This is a genomic window from Pedobacter heparinus DSM 2366 (assembly GCF_000023825.1).
Taxonomy (GTDB): domain Bacteria; phylum Bacteroidota; class Bacteroidia; order Sphingobacteriales; family Sphingobacteriaceae; genus Pedobacter; species Pedobacter heparinus.
On the sequence record NC_013061.1, the window covers coordinates 3,948,270 to 3,969,878 of the forward strand.

19 protein-coding genes are annotated in these 21,609 nt (G+C 41.5%); 4 read left to right on the plus strand and 15 right to left on the minus strand.

Going from position 1 to position 21,609, the window contains the following annotated elements; translation table 11 throughout:
- Window positions 1-3: 3 nt before the first annotated feature.
- From murD to gap, 10 genes are all read right to left on the minus strand, one after another.
- Entirely contained in the window at window positions 4-1,347 is a 1,344-nt protein-coding gene (gene murD / locus PHEP_RS16555) for a UDP-N-acetylmuramoyl-L-alanine--D-glutamate ligase (protein WP_015809131.1), read from the minus strand.
- On the minus strand, window positions 1,347-2,594 hold the full coding sequence (mraY, locus tag PHEP_RS16560; RefSeq protein WP_015809132.1) for a phospho-N-acetylmuramoyl-pentapeptide-transferase: 1,248 nt from the start codon (window positions 2,592-2,594) through the stop codon (window positions 1,347-1,349). Before mraY ends, murD begins: the two co-directional genes overlap by 1 nt.
- Entirely contained in the window at window positions 2,594-4,051 is a 1,458-nt protein-coding gene (locus PHEP_RS16565; RefSeq protein WP_015809133.1) for a UDP-N-acetylmuramoyl-L-alanyl-D-glutamate--2,6-diaminopimelate ligase, read from the minus strand. The genes mraY and PHEP_RS16565 overlap by 1 nt, the downstream gene beginning before the upstream one ends.
- Window position 4,052: 1 nt before the next feature.
- On the minus strand, window positions 4,053-6,146 hold the full coding sequence (locus PHEP_RS16570; protein ID WP_015809134.1) for a penicillin-binding protein: 2,094 nt from the start codon (window positions 6,144-6,146) through the stop codon (window positions 4,053-4,055).
- On the minus strand, window positions 6,136-6,555 hold the full coding sequence (locus PHEP_RS16575) for an FtsL-like putative cell division protein (RefSeq protein ID WP_015809135.1): 420 nt from the start codon (window positions 6,553-6,555) through the stop codon (window positions 6,136-6,138). The genes PHEP_RS16570 and PHEP_RS16575 overlap by 11 nt, the downstream gene beginning before the upstream one ends.
- Window positions 6,552-7,457, minus strand: coding sequence for a 16S rRNA (cytosine(1402)-N(4))-methyltransferase RsmH (rsmH, locus tag PHEP_RS16580; protein WP_015809136.1), 906 nt, complete (start codon window positions 7,455-7,457; stop codon window positions 6,552-6,554). Before rsmH ends, PHEP_RS16575 begins: the two co-directional genes overlap by 4 nt.
- Window positions 7,447-7,920, minus strand: coding sequence for a division/cell wall cluster transcriptional repressor MraZ (gene mraZ / locus PHEP_RS16585; RefSeq protein ID WP_015809137.1), 474 nt, complete (start codon window positions 7,918-7,920; stop codon window positions 7,447-7,449). The genes rsmH and mraZ overlap by 11 nt, the downstream gene beginning before the upstream one ends.
- Window positions 7,921-8,121: 201 nt before the next feature.
- Window positions 8,122-9,315 carry a phosphoglycerate kinase gene (locus PHEP_RS16590; RefSeq protein WP_015809138.1) on the minus strand — a complete coding sequence of 398 codons (1,194 nt, stop codon included), beginning with the start codon at window positions 9,313-9,315 and terminating at the stop codon, window positions 8,122-8,124.
- A gap of 45 nt (window positions 9,316-9,360) precedes the next feature.
- Window positions 9,361-9,792, minus strand: coding sequence for a GNAT family N-acetyltransferase (locus PHEP_RS16595; protein WP_015809139.1), 432 nt, complete (start codon window positions 9,790-9,792; stop codon window positions 9,361-9,363).
- Window positions 9,785-10,780 (minus strand): type I glyceraldehyde-3-phosphate dehydrogenase, encoded by a 996-nt coding sequence (gene gap / locus PHEP_RS16600; RefSeq protein WP_015809140.1) that lies wholly within the window; start codon window positions 10,778-10,780, stop codon window positions 9,785-9,787. Before gap ends, PHEP_RS16595 begins: the two co-directional genes overlap by 8 nt.
- A 122-nt stretch (window positions 10,781-10,902) precedes the next feature.
- Between gap and xrtY the strand changes: the two genes are divergently transcribed.
- Window positions 10,903-11,466, plus strand: coding sequence for an exosortase Y (gene xrtY / locus PHEP_RS22495; protein ID WP_015809141.1), 564 nt, complete (start codon window positions 10,903-10,905; stop codon window positions 11,464-11,466).
- 1 nt (window position 11,467) lies between these two features.
- Here xrtY and PHEP_RS16610 read toward each other — a convergent pair whose 3' ends face one another.
- Window positions 11,468-13,048: a M1 family metallopeptidase gene (locus tag PHEP_RS16610; protein WP_015809142.1), complete on the minus strand. Its 1,581-nt coding sequence runs from the start codon at window positions 13,046-13,048 to the stop codon at window positions 11,468-11,470.
- A 104-nt stretch (window positions 13,049-13,152) separates the two neighbouring features.
- Complete coding sequence (locus PHEP_RS16615) at window positions 13,153-13,548, minus strand: response regulator (RefSeq protein ID WP_015809143.1); 396 nt, start codon at window positions 13,546-13,548, stop codon at window positions 13,153-13,155.
- A 220-nt stretch (window positions 13,549-13,768) separates the two neighbouring features.
- On the opposite strand from PHEP_RS16615, the gene PHEP_RS16620 reads away from it, so the two are divergent.
- The gene (locus PHEP_RS16620; RefSeq protein WP_015809144.1) at window positions 13,769-13,972 is read left to right on the plus strand and encodes a hypothetical protein; all 204 of its coding nucleotides are present in this window, start codon (window positions 13,769-13,771) and stop codon (window positions 13,970-13,972) included.
- On the opposite strand, the gene PHEP_RS16625 is transcribed toward PHEP_RS16620, so the two are convergent.
- The 3 genes from PHEP_RS16625 to PHEP_RS16635 form a co-directional block, all read right to left on the minus strand.
- Window positions 13,969-15,879, minus strand: coding sequence for an AAA domain-containing protein (locus tag PHEP_RS16625; protein ID WP_015809145.1), 1,911 nt, complete (start codon window positions 15,877-15,879; stop codon window positions 13,969-13,971). The two genes, PHEP_RS16620 and PHEP_RS16625, sit on opposite strands and share 4 nt — an antisense overlap.
- 20 nt (window positions 15,880-15,899) lie before the next feature.
- Complete coding sequence (locus PHEP_RS16630; RefSeq protein WP_015809146.1) at window positions 15,900-18,704, minus strand: FAD-binding and (Fe-S)-binding domain-containing protein; 2,805 nt, start codon at window positions 18,702-18,704, stop codon at window positions 15,900-15,902.
- 138 nt (window positions 18,705-18,842) lie between these two features.
- The gene (locus tag PHEP_RS16635; protein ID WP_015809147.1) at window positions 18,843-19,826 is read right to left on the minus strand and encodes a GlxA family transcriptional regulator; all 984 of its coding nucleotides are present in this window, start codon (window positions 19,824-19,826) and stop codon (window positions 18,843-18,845) included.
- Between the two features lie 304 nt (window positions 19,827-20,130).
- Between PHEP_RS16635 and PHEP_RS16640 the strand changes: the two genes are divergently transcribed.
- Window positions 20,131-20,367, plus strand: a complete 237-nt coding sequence (locus PHEP_RS16640) for a hypothetical protein (RefSeq protein WP_015809148.1) — start codon at window positions 20,131-20,133, stop codon at window positions 20,365-20,367.
- Window positions 20,368-20,426: 59 nt separating this feature from the next.
- Window positions 20,427-21,599, plus strand: coding sequence for an HlyD family secretion protein (locus PHEP_RS16645; RefSeq protein WP_015809149.1), 1,173 nt, complete (start codon window positions 20,427-20,429; stop codon window positions 21,597-21,599).
- The last annotated feature ends 10 nt before the right edge of the window (window positions 21,600-21,609 follow it).

Genomic DNA, 21,609 nt, shown 5'->3' on the forward strand with positions numbered 1-21,609 from the left:
AACCTATAATTCTTTAACTGCCGCCTTAAACTGGTTGCCCCTGTCCTCATAATTCTTAAACAGGTCAAAACTTGCACAAGCAGGTGACAACAGCACTGTATTTCCTTTTTTGGCCAGATGATAGGCCACCTGAACTGCCTCATGAGCAGAAAACGTGTTTACAATAATTTCTACATCATCTTCAAAAGCCTCATGGATCCGCTTATTGTCTTTACCTAAACATACAATTGCCTTAACCTTCTGACGGACCATATCCTTCAACATATCATAATCGTTTCCTTTATCTACCCCACCCATAATCAGGATCACATCAGTCCCTACACTTTCCAGCGCATACCAGGTAGAATTTACGTTTGTTGCCTTTGAATCGTTGATATAATCAACACCGGAAATCCTCGCAACATGCTCCAGCCTGTGTTCAATATTTTTAAAATCCCCCATACTCTCGCGTATAGCGGTATTTCTGATATCTAATACCTTAGCTACTATGCCCGATGCCATAGAGTTATAAATATTGTGCTTTCCCTGCAGGGCTAATTCTGTAATAGACATGGTTAATTGATCGTTTAGGTTTATATTGATGTGTATGTTGTTGCTTTCCAGATAGGCTCCCTTTTCGATTTTTTTCCGGATGGAAAAAGGATATGTTTTTGAATCCACCTTAACATTTTTCAACGCTTTTAAAGTTTCTTCGTCATCAGCACAGTAAATAAAAATATCTTCACTGGTCTGATTTTGCGTAATGCGCATTTTTGATGCAGCATAATTACCCAATTTATAGTCGTACCTGTCTAAATGATCGGGTGTTATGTTTAACAGCACAGCAATATCCGCTTTGAAATCATACATATCATCCAGCATAAAGCTAGATATCTCCAGTACATACCAGTCAAAATCAGCACTAGCCACCTGCGCGGCAAAGCTATGCCCGATATTCCCTGCAAGCCCTACGTTTAAACCTGCATTTTTCAGAATATGGTAAGTTAACATGGTAGTAGTGGTCTTACCATTAGACCCCGTAATGCATATAGTTTTTGCTTTCGTATACCGTTTTGCAAATTCAATTTCAGAAAGCACCGGAATATTCCGGGATCTTATCTCTTTAATGATACCGGCTGTATCAGGTATACCGGGACTTTTAATCACTTCAACCGCTTTCAGGATCTCGGCTGCCGTATGCGTGTTTTCTTCAAATACAATGTTAAGTGCCTCAAGCTTTTCCTTGTATTGTGAAGGAATTGTACCAAAATCTGACACGAATACATCATAACCATGCTTCTGTGCCAGCATTGCTGCACCTACCCCGCTTTCTCCCGCTCCCAGAATTGCTATCCTTTTCTTTTCCATTAGCGTAGTTTTAAAGTGATAATGGTTATAATGGCCAACAAAATCCCGATAATCCAGAAGCGCGTAACAATTTTAGCTTCGTGATATCCCTTTTTCTGATAGTGGTGATGCAAGGGCGACATTAAGAATATCCTTCGTCCTTCACCAAATTTTTTCCTGGTATACTTGAAATAAGATACCTGCATAATTACCGATACCAGCTCAATCAGGAACAAACCACATAAGATCGGGATCAAAAGCTCCTTACGGATCATAATGGCAAAAGAAGCAATGATGCCTCCAATGGCTAAACTTCCGGTATCGCCCATAAACACCTGCGCAGGATAGGAGTTGTACCAAAGGAAGCCAACACAGGCCCCAACAAACGCACCTGCAAAGATCATGAGCTCTCCCGAATTGGGGATGTACATGATATTGAGGTAATCAGCAATCACTGTATTACCAGAAACATAGGCCAATAAACCCAGTGTAATACCAATAATAGCAGACGTACCTGTTGCCAGCCCATCTATACCATCGGTAATATTAGCCCCATTTGAAACCGCAGTAATGATAAATACAGTAAAGGCAAGGAATACCATAAATGCATATTTCTCATACCCCGGACCTAAAAACTTAAGCACTTTGGCATAGTCAAACTCATTGTTCTTATAAAAAGGAACATTCGTTAAGGTTGATTTCACATCCTGTGTATAATAAAAGTTCTCTCCTTTTTGCCTCAATACCATAGGAGCTGCCGCTTTAGAAACACTGGTTTCATCCACTGTTTGCCGTACCACAATATTGGGGTTGAAATACATTGTCCAGCCTATGATCAGCGCCAGACCTACCTGGCCAACTATCTTAAACCTGCCTGCTAAACCTTCTTTGTTCTTTTTAAAAACCTTAATGTAATCATCAACAAAACCAATTACCCCCATCCATATTGTAGTCACGATCATCAGTATCACATAAACATTGGTTAAGTTAGCCAATAGTAATGTTGGCACCAGAATACCCAGCAGGATGATGATCCCACCCATTGTTGGGGTACCTTGTTTTTGCATCTGCCCTTCCAGCCCCAGGTTCCTGACAGTTTCGCCAACCTGCATTTTTTGCAGGTAATTGATCAGTCTCCGGCCGTAAACTGTGGTAATGATAAGGGATATAATGATGGCTAATGATGTGCGGAAAGTGATGTACTGAAACAACCTCAGTCCGGGAAAATCATAATGTTGATTCAGATATTCAAATAAATAGTATAACATTAGCTGATTAAGTTTAGTTGTTCGGTTAATATTTCCTTATCATCAAAATGATACCTCACCCCATTTATTTCCTGGTATTTCTCATGTCCTTTTCCTGCCAGCAATATAATATCACCTGGTCTGGCCAAATGACATGCTGTTTTAATCGCCTCTTTTCTGTCTACTATGCTTAAAGTTTTACGCTTGTTTGTTGGCGAAACACCTTTTTCCATTTCCTCCACTATCGTTTGCGGGTTTTCCGTTCTTGGATTGTCAGAAGTGAGGATCACCTTATCACTCCAGTCGCAGGCTACCTGGGCCATAATGGGACGCTTGGTCTTATCCCTGTCACCACCACAACCTATAATGGTAATTACCTGCTCCGTTCCTTTTCTGATATCCTGTATTGTACTCAGCACATTCTGAACTGCATCAGGCGTATGTGCATAATCAACTATTCCAATAATATGCTGACTGGAAGTAATGTAATCAAAACGGCCTTCTGCCCCGGTTAAATTACTCAATAAAGTCAGCACATCCAGCTTCTCCTGACCAAGCAATACCGCTGTACCATAAACAGCCAATAAGTTATAGGCGTTAAAAGATCCTACCAGTTTAAAGAAAACATCTGCATCATCTATATCCAGGTGCAAACCTTTAAAACTATTCTCGATCACCTTGGCCTTAAAATCAGCAAGCTGCTTCAGGGCATAGGTCTTTTTAGCAGCTCTTGTATTCTGCAGCATGACCATACCATTCTTATCGTCCAGATTGGTCAGTGCAAAAGCCGATGCCGGCAAGGCATCAAAAAATGCTTTCTTGGCTTTTATATACTGATCAAAGGTTTTGTGAAAATCCAGATGATCATGGGTGATGTTAGAAAATACCCCACCAGCAAAGCTCAAACCTTCTATTCTATGTTGAACGACAGCATGGGAACTCACTTCCATAAAACAATAATCACAACCTGCATCCACCATATCCTGTAAAAGCGCATTTAAAGCCAGCGGATCAGGTGTAGTATGTGTTGCAGGAATAACCTCATCATTGATGTGGTTTTCAACAGTTGAGATCAGACCAACTTTATAGCCCAATGCCCTGAAAAGTTTAAAAAGCAATGTGGCAATAGTTGTTTTACCATTTGTACCTGTAATGCCAGTCAGCTGCAGTTTTTCAGAAGGGTTTCCATAAAAATTAGCAGCCATCCTACCCAATGCTACAGCACTGTTCGCTACCTGGATATAGGTAACATCAGGAGCAATTTCAGCTGGTAATACCTCGCAAATAACTACCCCGGCACCTGCGCTAACTGTAGCAGCAATATAGGTATGTCCATCAGCTAATGTACCCTTTATGGCAAAAAATGCAGCATCTTTTATAACCTGTCGGGAATCAAATACCAAAGCACTTACCTTCCTGTTGGTTACACCAATCTGGTCAGTTATAGTTACACCATATAAAATATCCTGCAGCTGCATGTTATTGTAAATCAATTTGTACCAACAATCCTTTTCCTATTTTATTCCCGGCAGGAATAGATTGGCTAATCACCTTTCCGCTTCCCTTTACCCTGGCTTTTAATCCTGCATTTCCCAAAAGGTATAAGGCATCTTTTAAGCCCATTCCATTCACATTTGGCATCAGCCCTTTAATCGTGTTGTATTCCTCATAAGCTACCCCATTATTGGTATCGATACCATTGGATCTGGCCGCATATAGCGCTTTAACACCTAAAGCATTGTAAACCCGCTTAACCGATTTACTCTCTCCTGCTTTAGCTTCCGGATTGGTGGTATTACCCACCAAACGCTCCGGAATGTTGTTATACATCTCCATATCGCTGGCATAAATACGGTCGGCAATTTCTTTAAATACCGGTCCGGCAACCGTTGCCCCATAATAGCCGTTCTTTGGTCCGTTAATAGATACTATAATTGAATATTTCGGTTTATCTGCCGGAAAATACCCACAAAAAGAGGCCTGATAGCTCTTATTCCGCTTATATCCACCATTGCCATCCGCCACCTGTGCCGTACCAGTCTTACCGGCTACCCTGTATAATGGCGAACCCATCAACTTACCTGTACCCTTTGTTACCACCGATTCCAACATAGCCTGTAATTTTTTAATGGTTTTTTCAGAGCATATACGATCAGCAATTACCCTGGCATGGAATTGTTCGATTGGATTTCCCAAACGCCTGATCTCTTTCACAAAAATCGGTGCAATATATTTCCCATCATTGGCTACAGCATTGTAAAATGCCAGCATCTGCAACGGTGTAATCTGCATCTCATAACCATACGCCATTTGCGGCAGGGTCATGTTCTTGTTCCAGCTTTTAAATGAAGGATTTTTTATCACCGGCCTGGCCTCTCCTGGTATCTGTAAGTCCAGCTTTTCATTCATGTGAATTTTATACAGATGGTCTGTAAACTGCGAGGGATTATCCTGATAGTGCGCATTAACCAGTTTGGCAACCGCGGTATTTGCCGATTGCTCAAAAGCTTTCATTACTGTAACCGTTCCTATGCCACCATGTGAATCTTTAATGGTATGTCCCGGAATCCTGTAAGTTCCGTCACCCGTTGCCACCAATGTATTGGTATCTACTTTTTTATCTTCCAGCAAAGCCATATAAGAAGCCAGTTTAAATGTAGAACCGGGATCCTGACTTCCACCAATGGCATAATTAAATTTTTCCTCATATACGCCTTTGCTAACCCTTGTATAATTGGCAACCGCGCGTACTTCACCAGAACCTACTTCCATCAGAATTACTGTTCCATGATCTGCATCACTTAATTTCAACTGTTTTTCCAATGCACTCTGAACAAGATCCTGCATATTGATGTCAATGGTCGATATGATATCAGCACCTTCTTTAGGTGCCACTTCAGCCTCATCATTAACAGGCATCCAAACACCCCCGGCAATACGCTGCACCAATCTTTTACCGCTCTCGCCGTTAATATATTCCTTATAAGCACCCTCTAGCCCCACACCATTCGCTACATTCTCATTTTTATAACCAATGGTCCTTGCTGCAAGAAATTTAAACGGCCTGATCCTTTTATTTTGCTGTACAGCAATTAACCCACCGGTATATTTACCTACATTATATAAAGGAAAAGTTCTTACCACCTTCAATTCCTGATAGCCAACTTTTCGCTTGATCAACAGATAACGTGCACTATCACGTCTGGCAGAACGCAGGTAACGGGAATATTCTTTAGGTGTTTTATCTTTAAAAAATTGCGACAGCCTGAGCCCAAGTGAATCCACTTTCTCATTAAATAGATCATTATCCTGTATTCCGCCGGCAAGCATATCCATCCTCAACTCATATTCAGGAATTGAGGTTGCCAGCAAACTTCCATCCACAGAATAAATATTGCCGCGTGCAGCCTCAATATTGATATACTTTGTAGAGAGACTATCGGCCATGGCACGCCATTTATGTCCCTCCACAAATTGTACATCGCATAGTCTGACCAGTACTGCCACGGCAAGCAGTACAATCAGCCCGAAAGCCAGATAAACACGTAGTAATATGTTGTCTCTAATATTCATTACTGTTTATTACAATTTTTTTAGGTGGTTCCGTTAATTCTTTAATTCCCAGTGTATCCACTTTTTTCGCTACTTCAGTTAACTTACTTTTAAACATCAGGTCGGCCTTGAGCGACTTATACTCCCAGCTCAGCTCTTTCACTTCCTTATTTAACTTATCAATATTCCTTACATTCTTAACTGCTGTATGGCTGTTCGCGATATACAGCATACACAAAACCGATAGAAATATTAAAAACGGCAACATCTCCGTTGCAGCTTCCTTACTCACCACCCCCTCAGTAAATAATTTCCTGAAAAAGGCATTGCTGTTTTCAGGCTCTTTTCTCTTGAGCCGGGGCTGTTCCTCCCGTTCAAGATCCTCCTCTTCCGGCTCTTCCTCTATCCTTGTTCTAAACTGGTTATTCATAGCCTTTCCCCCACTCTTAATTTAGCACTTCGCGCCCGGCTATTTCTTTCCAGCTCTTCCGCATCTGCAACAATCGCCTTCCTGGTAACCGCCTTAAAAGGCTTTTGCTCATTGCCAAAAAAATCTTTATCCACCTCTCCCCGAAACTTACCTTTTGCAATAAAGTTCTTTACCGGCCTGTCCTCCAGCGAATGATATGACATTACCACCAAACGCCCCCCAGGCTTAATCACATCAGCAGTCTGGCTCAAAAAATTCTCCAGCACCTCCATCTCTGCATTCACCTCAATACGCAGGGCCTGAAAAACCTGCGCCATATATTTATGCTCTTTACCTTTAGGGATATGAGCAGCAGCAACCGCCTTAAAATCAGCAAGCGTTAAAACAGGTCTTTCCACCCTACCCGTCACAATGGCCCTGGCCAATGATTTCGCATTTTTTACCTCACCATAAATACCAAAAATTTTATGCAATTGATCTTCTGTATAAGTATTCAAAACTTCCGCAGCAGTCAGCTTTCCCTGTTTATCCATCCGCATATCCAGCGCAGCATCAAACCTGGTCGAAAAACCACGTTCCGGTTCATTAAACTGATGCGAAGAAACACCAAGATCAGCCAGAATGCCATCCACAGCTTTAAAGCCCAGCAACCTCAGGTTATTTTTAAGGAAGGCAAAATTCTGATCCACAAAGTGAAAACGGGGATCATCAATTTCATTTCTCCGCGCATCGGGATCCTGATCAAATGCGATCAGCACACCTTTATCACCCAATTTTTTAAGTATCTCTATTGAATGCCCTCCACCACCAAAAGTAACATCAACATACACCCCTTCAGGTCTGATATTTAAACCATCTATACATGCTGCCAACAAAACAGGAACGTGATAATTATTTTCCATCTTCCCCCCTGTTTTTATTGCCCATTACTTCCTGAGCAAGAAATGCAAAATTCTCAGGCTCTTTATCAAATAAAGCTTCATAGGCTTTTTTAGACCACACCTCAACCTTATCAAACTGACAGGCTAAAACCAGGTCATCACTAATTTCAATCCCCACAGATTCCAATAAAGATTTTGGTAAATTCACCCTTCCGGCAGCATCAAGCGTCAAAGACGTCGCACCGCGGGTAAAATATCTGATAAATTCTCTCGTTTTTGGCTCATATTGGTTCAACTTACTCAGCTCTTCGACCATGCCTTCCCACACATTTTTTGGATAAAGCACCAGATGCTTCTCAAAACCACGGTTAATGACAAGCCCCTCAGCCTCAACATTAGGCAATTGTTTTTTCAGATTCGAAGGGACCATCAAGCGGCCTTTCGCATCCAATTTACAATCAAATTCTCCTAATAGTTGAACCATTTTTATATGTATACTTTTTATGTAGTGTAAAAATAGATATTTCTACCACTTTTTACCACATTCTACCACAAAAAATTATCAACATATTTCATACCAACATTTTTCGGCCTTTAAATCATTAAAAACGCAGAAAATACGGTGGTAAACAAAAACAGGCGTTTCGAAAAAACGAAACGCCTGTCCTGAAAATCATGCTATAGGCTAATCGTTAATTGCCTTAACACCAGGCAGCTCCTTACCTTCCATATATTCCAGCAAAGCCCCACCACCGGTAGAAACATAACTTACCTTATCTTCCAAATTGAATTTTGCAATTGCAGCGGCAGAATCACCCCCGCCAATTAAAGAGAAAGCACCGTTATTTTGCGTTGCAGCAACTACTGCATCAGCAATGGCACGCGTTCCCTGCTCAAAATTAGCCATTTCAAATACCCCCATTGGCCCATTCCACAATAACGTTTTAGAATTGGCAATTACATCAGAAAACAATTTAACGGTTTTTGGGCCTATGTCCAGTCCCATCCAGTCGGCCGGAATTTTACCTGTATCTACCGTTCCTTTACTGGCCTCATTGTCAAACTTATCTGCAATAACAGTATCCAGAGGTAAATATAAATTAACACCTTTAGCCTTAGCTTTTTCCATTAGTTCCAGGCATAGCGCCATTCTATCTTCTTCCAGTAACGAAGTTCCGATCTCACCACCCTTGGCCTTTGCAAAGGTATAAGCCATTCCGCCACCAATAATCAGGTTATCAACCTTCTCCAGTAAACTCTCTATCAATAAAATCTTATCCGACACCTTAGCCCCGCCCATAATGGCTGTAAAAGGCTTCTCGGCACCATGATTTACCTTTTCTGCATTTTTCAACTCCTCCGCCATCAAATAACCAAAGTACTTATCTTTAGGGAAAAACTCAGCTACGATAGCAGTAGATGCATGTGCGCGATGGGCTGTACCAAAAGCATCATTTACATATACGTCGCCCAATTTGGACAATTTTTCCGCAAAAGCCCTGTCACCTTTTTCCTCTTCTTTATAAAAACGTAAGTTCTCTAACAACAAAACCTGTCCTGGCACCAGATTTTTAGCCTTTTCAACTGCATCTGGGCCAATACAATCATCGGCAAATTTTACTTCCAGATCAAGCATCCTCGAAAGGTCACCTAAAATATGTTTTAAAGAGTACTTATCTTCCGGCCCGCCTTTTGGCCTGCCCAGGTGCGACATCAGAATTACTGCTCCACCATCATTCAATATCTTATTAATAGTTGGCAATGCAGCACGCATTCTTTTATCATCGGTAATGTTAAAATCACTATCCAGTGGCACATTAAAATCTACCCTGATTAAAGCCTTTTTATCATTGAAATTGCATTGATCTATTGTTCTCATCTTTAAATTTTGTTTTATTCTAATGGTTTGATTACGTGCTTATTATTACTGAATAATTTTAATCATTTTAAAATGCGGACCTATTCCTGTGACTTCAAATTCTTCAGAAATAAATTCAAAACCCAGTTTCTTATAAAATCCCACTGCCAAGCTCCTTGCATCGCACCAAATATAAGAAGCATTAACAGATCTTAACTTATTAATTGCAAATTTTATCAGTTCAGCGCCGTACCCTTTACCCATAAATGCTGGATCTGTAGCCATACCACGCAACCTGAAACCTCCTACACCCTGTTCAGCACAATCTTCAGGATAAAAAGTTGCGATACATACCAGGCTTGTCCCAGCAAAATACCCAAGGTGAAAACCACCTTCTACTTCATCTGCAGGAAAAACACATTGCTCCAACGGGGCATCCTTTCTCAACACCTTACTTCTTAAGGGAAGTGTATCCGTTGCTGCAATATACTTAATCATTGTGCACAGCTATCTTTTCTACCAGATCAACCAAACGGGCCGAATAGCCAGACTCATTGTCGTACCAGCCTACTACTTTTACCAGGTCGCCCACTATAGAGGTCAGCTGTGCATCAAAAATACAGGAATGCGGGTTATCAAGTATATCAACCGATACAATCGGATCTTCTGTGTATTCTAAAATTGCATGCATTTCATTTTCCGAAGCCTTTTTAAAAGCAGCATTAATGGCTTCCCTGGTCGCATCAGTTTTTAAGATACAGGTAAAATCTGTTAACGAGCCATTCAACACCGGTACCCTGATGCCGGCACCACCAAGCTTTCCCTCCAGTTGAGGAAAAATATTGGTAATGGCTTTTGCTGCACCAGTACTGGTAGGTATAATAGATGCAGAAGCAGCCCTTGCCCTGCGTAAATCTTTATGTGGCGAATCGTGCAGGTTCTGATCACCCGTCATAGAATGTACAGTAGTTATATAACCATCCAGGATACCCCAGTTGTCGTCTAGTATTTTTACCATAGGCGCAACATTGTTTGTCGTACAGGAAGCATTGGACAGTACAGGTGAATTCAGATCTATGTCATTATCATTTACCCCCAGCACAACCATAGGTACATCCTTATCCGCAGACGGTGCGGATATCAATACCTGCTTTGCACCTGCTTTTAAATGCAGTTCGGCACCAAGCCTGTCTGTAAACTTACCGGTAGCTTCCAATACCAGATCTATCTCCAGTTCTGCCCAGGGCAGCTCTTCAGGTTTCACTTTACCATATACCTTAATTTTCCTGCCATTAATGATCAAGGCATCTTCTTCATAACTTACTTCACCTTTAAACCCCCGGTGAACCGTATCATACTTAAAAAGGTGCGCCAGGGTGGCAGGGTCACCAAGATCGTTAATGGCAACTACATTTACATTTCGCTCCAATGCCTTACGTAAAAAAACACGCCCTATTCTTCCAAAACCATTAATTGCTAATTTCATTTTGCCCGTATAAATATTGGGGCAAAAGTACCTATATTCTTTAAGGTAATGGTAGTACAAACGGTCATAATGTGATCAAATCATAAACTTATTTATACATTTGATGACCAGGGCAACAGCTTATGTTCAACATCAGTCAGCATACTACACCTTCATTCCGCTTTCTTATCAATTTAGCCCTCTTGTTCTGTATTTTTTACGGCTTCAATTTAGGTTATATCGGCCTCACTACCCCCGGCGGATTGTACAGCCCGTTATTAGATCAGCATCTTAATTACATTAAAGCCTGGCGACATCTATGTTTATTTTCAACAGCCAAAGTGCTCGAACTAACCGGATATATGACCTATACAACAGAAACCACTTTAAAAGTACAGGGCCATGCAGGTTTCAGACTTGTCTATTCCTGTCTGGGTTACGGCATAATGAGTTTCTTTGCTGCGTTCACACTCGCTTTCCCCAAACCACTCCGTTCCAGACTTATTTTTTTGTTTACCGGCCTTATCGCAATTCAACTCTTAAATACACTAAGATTCATCTACATCGCTTTATTCTATAAACCAAAGCCCGTATTGTTCTTTGCCGATCATCATGATATTTTCAATTACACCTTATACAGTCTGCTTTTAGTAATGATATACTGCTGGCTCAATACAGGCAACAAGCAGGGGCATAACCCCATTTAATTTATTCAAACTTTCCTTCTTTGTTCAGCAGTTGAAAGTACCGGTCTAAATTTGTGCCTAATGATTCTTCAAAGGCAGCTTTCAGATCAGCAGGTTGTGGATGTTTGCCAGTCCATAATTTAAAATAATGTTGAAAAGCAGCATCCAGTTTTTCCCTGCCTACTGCATTTTCCAGTATATACAACCATAAAGCAGTCTTCAGGTATGAAGCTGTACTGTATTCATCGGAAGACTTAAACTGATCTGATGGCAAGTCGATGGCAGATTGCATGGGTATACCACTCAATGCGCCATAAATCGCATTTAAAAACTTATCAACAGGTAAGGCCTGCACCTCTATAGGTATCGCATTACCAAAAATAGAATTAGACCGGTATTTTTCCGCTTCATACCTGAACTGGAAATAAGTATTCAGGCCTTCATCCTGCCAGGCATGCTGCCGTTCGTTACTTCCCAGCATACTCATAAACCAGTTGTGCCCAACTTCATGTGCAATCACCGCGTCAAGCGATTCTTTTTTGGCATCCGGACTGGTGATCAATGTAATGGTCGGATATTCCATACCGCCACTCGAATTGTTTTTTGGCCCTTCCACTACCTGCACCACCGGGTATTCATACTCCCCTATCCATTTGCTGTAACGCTTTACCGCATCCTTTGCATATTCAATACTGTAATTCCAAAGTGTACTGTCCTTATTGTGGTAATAAGTAAACGCATCAACTACTTTACCCGAAGCCAGGCGCGCTGTATCGTACTGTATCACAAAATCTTTATCGGCAAACCAGGCAAAATCCGGCACATTGTTCATCTTATAATTCAGCTTTTTAAGCCCCTTGCTATTCTTCGGAATATATAACACTGGCTTCGCCGTTCTGTTGGCCACATTCTTTGCGCCCACACTTTTATAGGCTGCAAGCTCATCCGCATTTTGCAAAACTCCCGTAGCACCTACTACATATTCGGCCGGAACGGTAATGTTTACATTAAATGATGCATAGTCACTGTAGTACTCTCCCATATCAAGATAAGGAAACTCATGCCAGCCATTTTTATCAAAAACAGCAGGCTTGGGGTACCACTGACAAACCATAAACTCTCCGTCTGCAAAACCCGATCTGGAGAAATACGATGGCAGCTTTACTTTAAAATCTGTAGTGATCTTCACGGAATCCCCGGGCTTTAAGGGCGAAGCCAGTTTTACCTTAATAATGTCTATATATTTCGGATTTGGATGTGCCGCTGTAGCAGCAACCTTGCCATTCACTTTAAAATTCAAACCCTCTATGCTCCCATAAGTGTATTTATCTAATTTTCCAGCTCTTGCCGTATCGCTTTTCAATTGCTCAAACAAAGCTGTATTTTCATTTTTATAAGCATTTGGCCAGATGTGAAACCAGATAAAATCAAGACTGGAAGGCGAATTATTTTTGTATACAATGGTTTCAAAACCTTTAAGTGATTTTTCCTGATCATTCAGGGTCACGTCAATATTGTAATTTACATGCTGTTGCCAGTATTTTTCCTGTGCAAATACAACAGAACTGAAAATGATAAGTACAAGAGTTAAATATTTCTTCATTGGTATACATTAAGTTTGGAAAGATAATAATTTATCATGGTCCAAAATCATTGTAACCATAAATTTGAATAAAGACTGCAAATACTGTTTTATGAAATAAAAAATTAAGCCAGGGGCGAGCTCAATTCAAAAACCCTATCGGGGTTTTCCAGACAATCGTTAATCTGATCCAGTAAGGCATCAAGTTCAAAGGGCTTTGAGATAAAAGCGTTACATCCATAGCTGCCAAGTGACAGCATAACCTGCGGATAGGCAGAAAAAATAATTACCGGAATTTTACGCGTTTCAGGGTTCCTTTTCATTTGTGCACAAACCTCTCCGCCGTTTATCCCTGGCAACAAATAATCCAGCAAAACCACATCAGGCTTAAAGCTTTCAATCAGTGGAAATATATCTTCAACCTGCTGATGACAACTTACCTGATAACCTTCATAACCAAACAATTCTTCGAGCATCTCTACTAAACCACTGTCATTTTCAACAATCAATATATTCTTCATAATTATCTTTTTTGTTTTCCGCTTTTTCACAGTCCTGGCTTGCCTTACAACGAAAATCAAAGGGCATTATTTTAGATTTACAGGATTACATTTGAATTGTTACAGTAGTTTGACCTTTTAACTCTTTATCCGGAATACCAAAACAATTGTGACCGGCAAGTGTTTCAACATTAATCTTTGTTCATGACAAATCATTAAAATTAAACACAAATATATACCAATGAAAAAACCGAAAACAAATCCCGAAAATGCAACGATCATAAAAAAACACAACCATCCAGACGGATTGGATAAATGGAATGACCGTCTGGACCATAACCTCGAAACCGAACATGAAGGTGATGAAACCGCTGATGAACAAGCCCGGGATTACTCAGAAAAATATGGTAGCGGAGACCAATCTGACGAGACTAAAGAAGCTTAGTCTGCATCAGCAAATTCCCATGCACTCCGGTAAGCATCAATGCTTTCTGCATAAGCAATAAAATCCGAATAAAAAGGCAATCTGGATAAAGTTGCACTGTCTCCTATAACCACCAGCTTTTTACGGGCCCTGGTCATAGCTACATTCATCCTGCGGATATCCGATAAAAAGCCAATCACTCCCTCATTGTTACTTCTGGTCATCCCGATGTAGACAATGTCCCGCTCCTGGCCTTGAAAGCTGTCTATTGTATTGACTGAAATTTTTTCAATATACAGCTGCAAAACGGGATGGTTCAACAACAGATCCTTTAATATATAGATTTGTTGTTTATAGGGCGAAATCACTCCTATTGAAGGAAAATTTTCAGCAACATACACCTCAGCCAGCTTCAGCACCAACTGTGTTAAGTGTTTCAGTAAAAATACAGCTTCTTCAGAATTATAAATACTTGTTCCTTCCCTTTGTTCTTCAAATCCACAGCCGGCAGTATCAATAAAGTTTAATGCAGTATCTCCCGGAAATAGCAAATGCCCGGCAACAGCCGCATGCGCCTTTAATTTTCCTTCGTAAAAGACCTTCGAAGAATAGGCCATAATCTGCGTATGCATCCTGTACTGTTCTTCCAGCAAAACAACTGCATTTGGATGCAAAGCAATACATTTTTCAAGCAAAGTGGTGCTTAAACCTGCTTTCGCAGCGTCATTAGACTTAATGGTGGGCGGCAATTGACAATGGTCGCCTGCCAGAATCACCTTTTGCGCCTTCAATATTGGTATCCAGCATGCAGGTTCCAATGCCTGTCCGGCTTCATCAATTACTACGGTATCAAATTTCCTATCTTTAATAGTATAATGATTTGCGCCTACTAAAGTTGCTGTAACTACCTGCGCTTTCCCTATCAGATCTTCTATTATATATTGTTCGGCACCGGCTACAGCTTTCATCAGCTTATGCGCCTCGTCAAAAAGTGCCTTACGCTGTTCCTTTTCTGCCCTCCCAAAATTTCTTTTGTATTTATGGGCCATCTTTTTGTACTCCGCAGCCTGCTTTTTCAAATCCTTAACCTCTTTTATGCTGGCATGAGCTGACATTTTACTATCCAAAGTTAAAGAGAACAATTTTTCTGATACCCTTACCGGATTACCAATCCGTAAAACATTCAATCCCTCGTCAGCTAACTTTTCACTTAATAAATCTACCGCTGTATTACTCGGTGCAACTACCAAAATCTGCCTTCCATGCTGTTTAATCATTGTCTTAACAGCCTGCACAAGTGTAGTGGTCTTACCTGTTCCCGGCGGACCATGTACAATAGCGAGTTGCTGTGCAGCAACAATATGGTACACAGCAAGTTGCTGCACTTTATTTAATTTAGCGACTGGATAATGAACAACATCTTCTGCAAACGAAGGCTTATCTATCCCCGTCAATATCTTTATTAAATGGTGATTGTCAGCCTGCTCATTCTGTACTGAAGCACGTTTAACAGCTGCCTGCATTTCATCATAACTGTGATCATCAAACAGTACATCAATGCCTAATTTACCGTTCCTTGCCCAATCTGGCAGTTCATCCGTACACAAAGTGATCTTTAAACGACTTCCTCCCTGATAAGCAATCAGCCCCTCAACCTTATCATTTTTAGGATCGTGATTAGAAAACAGTACCGCTGGCATGCCAAACCGAAGCTGATGTTGCAAATCATGGTGCGTAGTCCGTTCAACCTCAACAGTTAAATAGTCACCCCTGCTCATTTCCGAACCTCGGATAGCAATAGGATACCAGGTTAACCCAAGTGCTCTGCGTTCTGCAACAGAAAGGGTTTCCTTCTGTTTGATATATGCTTGTAAGTCCTCTTCACGCTCCGTTTTAAGCAGATCAAGCAGTTTCTTAAAGTAAGGCATCCACAAATATTTTCAGCAGATCAGCTACACTCATCCACCAGATATAAAATCGATTCATAGTTTTTTCCCACAGCATCCGACATGGCCATTTCACAGGTTTTAGCCGTGGAATAATAACCTGAATAGTCTCTTTTCTTTACCTCCCCTGCTTCTGGAGCCGTTGCCGAAGCCGTAAGTTCAGGAAACAAAAAGCCTCTGTCGCCAGCCATCCCACAGCAACCCACATTTAAGGGAACATCAACCTGCTCTGCAAAATGATCGGCCAGTTTAAACAACTTGCCTTCAAGACCCATCTTTTTCAAGGTACATACCGGGTGCAGAACAATCCTGTCCTTTTTGCGTACCTCTGGTAGTTTTGCCATTACAAAATCATGCAGGTAATCGATACTGTCGATAATATTCAGCTGATCAAAATAAGCTTTATGCTTTTCAGTAAGTACCTCACGGCAATGTTGCAATGTATGTGTACAGGAACTTACATCCAGCACCACCGGAAATTTGCCCCCGGCAGTCCATTTCCATAACTTCTCAATTGTTTCATTAACCGTATACTTATAGGCATCACTGTATCCTTTTGAAGAGAATAACTGTCCGCAGCACATTCCATTAATGTCATCAGGTAGCAATACCTTAATACCAGCCTTTGCAGATACACCCATAAAGGTTTGTGCTACACTTTTTTTGTTATCCTTTGCACCACCCATCATCCTGTTGATACAGGTAGGAAAATAAACAATAGACCCTTCCCTATCTCCTTCAATCTTTCCTGCAGGTGCCTGTATCTGGTTACTCCATAGGGGCATTGCAGGAATGATTTTTTTCACACCACTTGTAATATTATGCATGGTCGACGGGCCAAAAATGCTGTTCATGCCGTTGCCCGCCTTTACTGCCAGTCCCACTGTAAAAGCAGTGGCCCCAAAATTTTTCGCAACTGTTAATGCCAGTTTATTGGCCGTATCGCTATGGTTTTCACGTCTCAATCTTTTAACCAGATCGCCAGTATTGATATCAACAGGACAGGCTGTGGCACATAAACCGTCCACAGCACAGGTATCCAGTCCGTCGTACTGGTATTCCTTTACCAGTTTATCAAAAGTGTTTTTATCACCTTTAGCCTTTAAACCGGCCAGCTCGCGTCTCACTACAATCCTTTGCCTTGGGGTGAGCGTAATGTTACGGCTCGGACATTTATGTTCACAGTACCCACATTCAATACAACGGTCTACCTCCTCTTCTACCGAAGGCAGAGGCTTCAAATGCTCAATATGTGCCTTTTTATTTTCGTTGATGATCACTCCAGGATTCAGCAGGTTTGCCGGATCGATCACCTGTTTCAGCCTTTTCATGATCTGGTAAGCCTGTGTACCCCATTCGGTTTCAATAAAGGGAGCCATGTTACGGCCCGTCCCATGTTCTGCTTTTAAGGTACCATTATAAGTCTCCACCACCAGCTTCACCACATCCTGCATAAACAGGTCGTAACGTTCAATTTCAGCCGCAGTGTGAAAGGCCTGGGTAACCACAAAGTGGATGTTCCCATCCTTGGCATGACCAAAGATGATCGCCTCATGATAGCTATACTTTTTAAACAGTTGCTGCAAGTCTAAAATCGCATCCCCCAGTTGGGCGACAGGAAAGGCGATATCTTCTAAAATCACGGTTGTACCACTGGCTCTTACTGCACCAACCGCAGGGAACATCCCTTTGCGCAGTTTCCAGTAAAAGGCCTGCTGTTTCATATCCTCTGTAAACAAAGGGGTTTCCAACATAGACAAAGAAGTAGCCGAAGCTAAAAATACATTGGTCTTGGCATGGAGCTCATCCATACTGTTGGCCTGAAATTCTACCAGTAAGGCGGCAGCTGTTTCCGTTAAGGTCTTTAACCGTTCAGGAACACCCTTTAAGTTGTCTATCGACCGTAGTGAGGCCCTGTCCATCAGCTCTACCGCTTCAGCACCTGCAACCGTTAAAGGAATAATGGCCTGACAGGCTGCATAAATATCCGGAAAATATAAAAAGGCAGTTGTTTTATAAGGATAGTCCGGAACCGTCTCCATTACAGCTTCCGCAATAAAACCCAAGGTACCTTCTGCACCAATTAAAAGGTGTGCAAACACATCCAGTGGATGCTGATGATCAATGAACGCATTCAGTGAATAACCAACCGTATTTTTGGTCTGGTATTTCCTTCGGATCAGGTCGTACAGCACTTCATTACCTGCAATTTCTTCCTGCAGTTCTTTTATAGCGGTATAGATCTGGCTACATTCCTGCTCAAAACGAATATAATCGGTTTCTTTTTCAGTGGTAAAGGTATTTCCATCAGGCAAAATAAAGCGGATATGCCTGGTGGTATGGTAAGAGTTCAGTTTTACCCCGCAGCACATGCCACTGGAATTGTTGGAAAGGATACCACCAATCATAGCCGCGTCAATGCTGGAAGGGTCAGGACCTATCTTCCGTTTGTGTTTTTTCAGATAAGCATTCACCATACTGCCAGTAATCCCTGGTTGAACCCTTACCAGTTCGCCCGATGCCTCAATACCCATTTTATTCCAGTACTGGCTCAGATCTACCAGGATCCCATCAGTAATGGCCTGGCCGGACAAACTCGTTCCCCCTGTCCGGAAAGTTATCGGGATCTGGTGCTGATGAGAAAACTTAAACAGTGAAATGATCTCCGATTCGGCAACCGGTTGTACAACGGCTTTAGGCCGTAAATAGTAAAAACCTGCGTCCGATGCATAAGCAACCAGATCTATCAAACGTACTTTAATGCGCTCTTCAGGTAAAATACCTCTTAAAAGTCTCCCTATATCCATTTAAAAATACCAATATTTTATCCAGGCTTATCTACCTGTTTTCAACATGCTCAATTTTCAAACAAAGAAACCATTAAAAAGTCACAATTTTGTGTATTATCTTATTGAAATTTTATCGTTTACATCTAAATTACACACTTAAAACTGTACCACTTCGCGACTATATTTGTTCCTGTACTGCACCGGCGATAGTCCGGTAACTTTTCTAAAAGTGGTACGAAAAGCCTTTGTATCTGTATAGCCTACCTTATACATTACTTCATTCACGTTCTCTCTGGAGCTTTCCAGACTCATTTTTGCGGCTTCAATTTTAACCCTTTGCATGTACTCCGCAATGGTATTTGATGTAGCCTTTTTAAACCGCCGTTCCAGGTTACGCCTGCCCAATGCAAACATCATCGCCAGCTGATCTACCGTAATCTTTTCCTGGAAATTCTTTTCAATATAGGTTTGTGCCCTCCTTACAGGCTCATCATCATGCTCCTTCTGGCCTTCAAAAATGATAAAGGGCGACTGGCTCCCTCTGTCAAATTCTATTTCCAGTATTTTTGAACACAAAATAGCTATATCCCTGCCTGCATACTTTTCTACCAGGTACAGCATCAGGTTCAGAAAAGAATAAGCGCCCCCGCTTGAATAAATGCCGTTTTCGTCTGTAATGATCTTATCTGCTACCAGGTTCACATCCGGAAACATCTTCCTGAAAGCATTGGCAGCCATCCAGTGTGTGGCACATTTTTTTCCTTTCAGCAAGCCAGTAGAGGCCAGTAAAAATGCACCAACACATAAACTGGCCACTTCAGCGCCAGCCTTGTACTGCGCAGTAATCCAGGGTAAAAACTCCTGGTTCAATACCAGCGCCTTCATCATATCGCCGTTAGGGGCCGGAATAATCACCAGATCAGTCTTATCCACTTCCTTAAGCAGAACATGAGGTTTAACTGTAAATAAGCCATCATACAATTCAGTCTCGGTACTAATACCTACCAGCTGGATTTTAAACAAAGGGGGCTTACCCATATTGGTCAGGTGCTCGTTTACATGGCTAAACACTTTATAAGGACCAACTATGCTGCTTAAAACGGCCTGCCCTCTGGGTACAAGAATCGAAATGTGTTTCATACCCAAAGTTAAACCTTAATACTGTCGCAATCAACCCCTTATATTGCCGGATTCACACCCTGTATATCCTTTTCAAAATTTGGGATTCTCATTTTAAAGCAGTTTATGACAGAGATAAAACCAACTCAGACAGGTCAAACCTGATAAAACCCCAGCATACCCCCTTAGCACATGAAATGAACAAACTGAACAGCCCCAGCAAAGCGTGCTTTTATTAATTTCGTTACCATGTTTGGCCAAACATAGGCGTATCCTGAAAAGCCTTAGATGAGTAAGGATTGAAATCTAAAACATATTCCCTATTATGAAAAAATTAGAATTGAACAACCTTGGTGTTCAGGAAATGAACACAGTGGAAATGACAAAAGTTGAAGGCGGCGGTTTATTAGACGGCCTGGGCCTGCTTAATGGCTTAGGTTTAGGCAATTTAACCGGTGGCCTGGCACCAGTAACAGGAGCAGTTAAAAGTGTGCTGAACGACACTTTTTCTTTCCTTACCAAACAATTAGGCACTGTTCTGGGCTTAGTTAACGGTCTGTAAGAACTTAATCATAACCGTTATCCTTGTCAGGGATAACGGTTACGCTTATCAGCCAATATATGTCCATATCCACTTACACCACAGAAGCCATTTCCAATACCGCATTAGCTTACCGTTCCAGGATCAACAGATCAACCCAAATCATTTACCTGATTACCGTTCTTACTATCCTGATTACCCTTGCGCTCCTCCCTTTCATCAAAACATCCATCAGTGTAAAAAGTGCCGGAATACTACAATCATCAATTGAAAAAACAGAACTTACTGTACCTGCCAACGGACGTGTGATCACCCTTAAATTACAGGACAACCAAAAAATTAAACAGGGCGAAACTTTATTGGTCATTGATGCCGCACTGGCCAAACAACAGGGCAATATTGTACAAAACCGCCAGGCCCAGTTATCAGCCTTTCTGCAGGACATCCATCTACTGCTCGTTTACATCAACAGAAACGGCTACAGTTACCCACCCCTGCAAACGGGGCAATACACGGCTTCCTGGCAACAGTTTGCCCAGGAACTGGAAAGTGCCAGAATAGCCAAAACACAAGCCGAAAACACTTTTAGCCGATACAACAGGCTCTTTCAGAACAAGGCCATCACCGAATCTGAATACGAACATTATAAATTTGAACTGCAACAAGCCGAATCAGCCCTTAAAATGATCTGCAGCAAATACAGATCGCAATGGCAAACAGAAGCCAGCTCCCTGCGCAACGAACTGCAACAGCTAAGCGGCCAGCAGGTAGAACTGAACGAACAAAAAAAATTATACACTTTAAAAGCCCCGGTAGATGGCTCCGTTCAGAACCTGACGGGCATAAAAGAAGGAGCTTATGTGTTTGCAAACCAAAAAATAGGTGAAATCTCTCCCAATGCAGATCTTACAGCATTTTGTTACGTTAAACCATCAGATATAGGGCTGATTAAAGTGGGCCAGGAGGTACGCTTCCAGATTGATGCTTACAATTATAATCAATGGGGACTGGCCAAAGGTACAGTACTCGACATCTCGGATGATATCATAGTCATCAACAACGATCAGCCGGTATTTAAAGTAAAATGCGCACTCAGCCAAAACCACCTGCTGTTAAAAAATGGCTATAAAGGGTATTTAAAAAAAGGAATGAGCTTTACCGCACGTTTCACAGTAACAGAACGCAGCTTGTACCAGTTGCTGTATGATAAAATAGATGACTGGGTAAACCCCAACCTGAATGCTAAGCTATAAAGAGAAACAT